This window comes from Variovorax davisae (assembly GCF_030316845.1).
GTDB lineage: Bacteria > Pseudomonadota > Gammaproteobacteria > Burkholderiales > Burkholderiaceae_C > Variovorax > Variovorax davisae.
In genome coordinates this window covers 1-3383 of sequence record NZ_JASZYS010000034.1, presented here as the reverse complement: position 1 = coordinate 3383, position 3383 = coordinate 1, and the positions used below count along the sequence as shown (strand labels likewise).

3 protein-coding genes and 1 pseudogene are annotated in these 3383 nt (G+C 66.9%); all 4 read left to right on the top strand.

Annotated features, from left to right (window positions below; genetic code table 11):
• Positions 1 to 211: pseudogene (locus QTI33_RS34955) on the top strand (methyl-accepting chemotaxis protein); the annotation flags it as partial.
• 4 nt (positions 212 to 215) lie between these two features.
• A complete protein-coding gene (locus QTI33_RS34950; RefSeq protein ID WP_286511329.1) occupies positions 216 to 1802 on the top strand; it encodes a methyl-accepting chemotaxis protein in 1587 nt (528 codons plus the stop codon).
• 15 nt (positions 1803 to 1817) lie between these two features.
• A complete protein-coding gene (locus QTI33_RS34945) occupies positions 1818 to 2330 on the top strand; it encodes a chemotaxis protein CheW (RefSeq protein WP_286511327.1) in 513 nt (170 codons plus the stop codon).
• A gap of 30 nt (positions 2331 to 2360) precedes the next feature.
• The coding region (locus QTI33_RS34940) for a HAMP domain-containing protein (RefSeq protein WP_286511325.1) at positions 2361 to 3383 on the top strand (1023 nt) is incomplete at its 3' end.

Sequence of the window (3383 nt, the reverse complement as noted above, 5' to 3'; positions counted from 1 at the left end):
CATGGGCGAGATCACGGCGGCGAGCCAGGAGCAGACCACCGGCATCGAGCAGATCAACCAGGCGATCACGCAGATGGACCAGGTGACGCAGCAGAACGCGGCGCTGGTGGAAGAGGCCGCGGCCGCGGCCGGCTCCCTGCAGGAGCAGGCCGGCAGCCTGTCGCAAGTCATGAGCATGTTCAGGCTTGAATCCGAATCCGAAAAGCACTGAGGACATGCGAGTCAATCTACCCATCACCGTCCAGGAATACCTGCTGCCGAAGGATGCGGCGCTGGTGTCGCGCACCGATCTGAAGGGGCGCATCACCTACGTCAATCCCACCTTCGTGGAGGTCAGCGGCTACACGCTCGAAGAGCTGATGGGCAAGGCCCACAACATCGTCCGGCATCCCGACATGCCGCCCGAGGCCTTCGCCGACATGTGGGACACGCTGGGGCGCGGCCTGCCCTGGACCGGCTTCGTCAAGAACCGCCGCAAGAACGGCGACTTCTACTGGGTGCAGGCGAACGTGACGCCGATCCACCGCAACGGCGTGGCCGAAGGCTACATGTCGGTCCGCAGCAAGCCCGAGCGCGCGGACGTCGGCCAAGCCGACACGCTCTATCGAAAGCTGCGCGAGGGCCTGGCCAAGGGCGTGTCGATCCGCCAGGGCGAGGTCGTCCGTCGGGGCTGGTCCGACCCGATGGGTGGCCTGCGTCGGCTGCCGATCCGCAGTCGCGTGACCGCCGTCACGCTGACCGCGGCCGTGCTCTCGCTGGGCGTCGGCGCCGTCGGCTGGTCCGAGGCCGCGCGGCTCGCGGGCGCCGCCGGCTCACCCGGCTGGCTGCCCGGCCTGCTGGCCGCCGCCACCCTGGGCAGCGCACTCGCATGGATCGGGTTCGGGTTTTTCATGAGCCGCACCATCTTCCGGCCGCTGGAGCAGGCGGTGGGCGTGGCGCAGGCGATCGCAGGCGGTGCACTGGCCAAGTTCGAGATCCGGCCACAGGACGAGACCAAGAGCCTGCTGCGCGCCTTGAACCAGATGAGCGCCAACTTTCTCGCGATCGTCGCGGACGTCGGCAGCAACGTCACCGGCGTGATGACGACGTCCGGCCAGATCGCCAGCGGCAACCAGGATCTGTCGTCGCGCACCGAGCAGCAGGCCAGCTCGCTGGAAGAAACCGCCGCCTCGATGGAAGAGCTGACCTCCACCGTCAAGCAGAACGCGGACAACGCGCGGCAAGCGAACCAGCTGGCCGTCTCGGCTTCCGAGGTCGCGGTGAAGGGCGGGGAAGTGGTCGGCCAGGTCGTCGACACCATGGCCTCGATCAATGCGTCCTCGCGCAAGATCGTCGACATCATCGGCGTGATCGACGGCATCGCCTTCCAGACCAACATCCTGGCGCTGAACGCGGCCGTCGAGGCGGCCCGCGCCGGCGAGCAGGGCAAGGGCTTTGCCGTCGTCGCCGCCGAGGTGCGCGGACTGGCGCAGCGCTCGGCTTCGGCCGCCAAGGAGATCAAGGGCCTGATCGACGACTCGGTGGACAAGGTCGATGCCGGCAGCGTGCTGGTCGGCGAAGCCGGCCGGACGATGGAGGAGATCGTCGGCAGCGTGAAGCGGGTGACCGACATCATGGGCGAGATCACGACCGCCAGCCAGGAGCAGACCTCGGGCATCGAGCAGATCAACCAGGCCATCACGCAGATGGACCAGGTCACCCAACAGAACGCGGCGCTGGTGGAGGAAGCCTCCGCCGCAGCACAGTCGCTGCAGGAGCAGGCCGAAAGCCTGGTCCATGCAGTGAGTGTTTTCAAGTCTTAAACAGGAGTCGACAAGATGAGCACAGTTCAATCGAAGCCCGCCGCCGATGGCGTGGCGAACCCGGCCCGCGCGGACAAGCCGCTCGAGTTCCTCTCCTTCACGCTGGGCGCGGAGGAATACGGCATCGACATCCAGAAGGTGCAGGAGCTGCGCGGCTACGACGCCGTGACGCGGATCGCGAACGCGCCGGACTACATCAAGGGCGTGGTGAACCTGCGCGGGATCATCGTTCCGATCATCGACATGCGGATCAAGTTCGCGCTCGGCACGCCCAGCTACGACCAGTTCACGGTGGTGATCGTGCTGAGCATCGGCGGCCGGGTGGTCGGGATGGTGGTCGACAGCGTGTCGGACGTGATCACCTTGACGCCGGAGCAGATCAAGCCGGCGCCGGCGATGGGTTCGGTGCTGGACACCGACTACCTGATCGGGCTGGGCACGCTCGAGGAGCGGATGCTGATCCTGGTCGACATCGACCGCCTGATGTCGAGCGACGAGATGGGCCTGATCGAAGCCGTCGCGGCCTGAAGCCAACCTTTTTTTGCGTCGAGCCCCACCATGACCCTCCTGCCCAACGTCCGCATCGGAACACGCCTCGCCATCGGCTTCGCCATCGTTCTGGGCCTGACCATCGTCTCGACCGCCGCGGCCCTGGTCAGCGCGCGGAACAACGCCGAAGCCACCCGCCGCATGATGCAGAGTCCGCTGGCCAAGGAGCGCTTGATCTCCGACTGGTACGTGCTGACCTATTCGGCCATCGCGCGCACCTCGATGATCGCCAAGACCACCGACGAGACGCTGCCCGTGACCTTTGCCGAAGTGATCTCGGACAGCGTCAAGCGGGGCAGCGAGACCATGGCGAAGGTCGAGGCGCTGCTGGTCACCGACGGCGAGAAGCAGACCTACAAGTCGATCGTCGAGCTGCGGGCGAAGTACCAGGCGGCGAAGGACGTGGTGGGCAAGGCGAAGGCCGGCGGCAATGCGGCGGAGACCGAGCGCGCCTTCAAGGATGCCTTCCAGCCGGCCGCGAAGGCCTATGAGAACCGCGTCCTCGACCTGTTGTCGATGGAGCGCCAGGCGATCGACGACATGAGCCGCGCCATCGACGAGGCCAACGCGCGCAGCTTCTCGCTGACGCTGGCCCTGGGCGTGCTCACGGTGCTCATCGGCAGCCTCTTCGCCTGGCTGATCACGCGCAGCATCACCCGGCCGATCGGCAAGGCGGTCCAGGTGGCGCAGACGGTGGCGGCCGGCGACCTGAGCGCGCGCATCGAGGTCGAGAGCCGCGACGAGACCGGCCAGCTGATGCAGGCACTGAAGAACATGAACGACAGCCTGGCGAAGGTGGTGGGTGAAGTCCGCACCGGCACCGACACGATCGCGACGGCCTCGGGCCAGATCGCCACCGGCAACCAGGATCTCTCGTCGCGCACCGAGGAGCAAGCCAGCTCGCTGGAAGAAACCGCTGCTTCGATGGAAGAGCTGACCTCCACCGTCAAGCAGAACGCCGACAACGCCCGCCAGGCGAACCAGCTGGCCGTCTCGGCCTCCGAAGTCGCCGTCAAGGGCGGCAGCGTGGTC

Coding starts and splice junctions, on each gene's coding strand:
- QTI33_RS34950 (WP_286511329.1), top strand. CDS start 216: ATGCGAGTCAATCTACCCATCACCGTCCAGGAATACCTGCTGCCGAAG.
- QTI33_RS34945 (WP_286511327.1), top strand. CDS start 1,818: ATGAGCACAGTTCAATCGAAGCCCGCCGCCGATGGCGTGGCGAACCCG.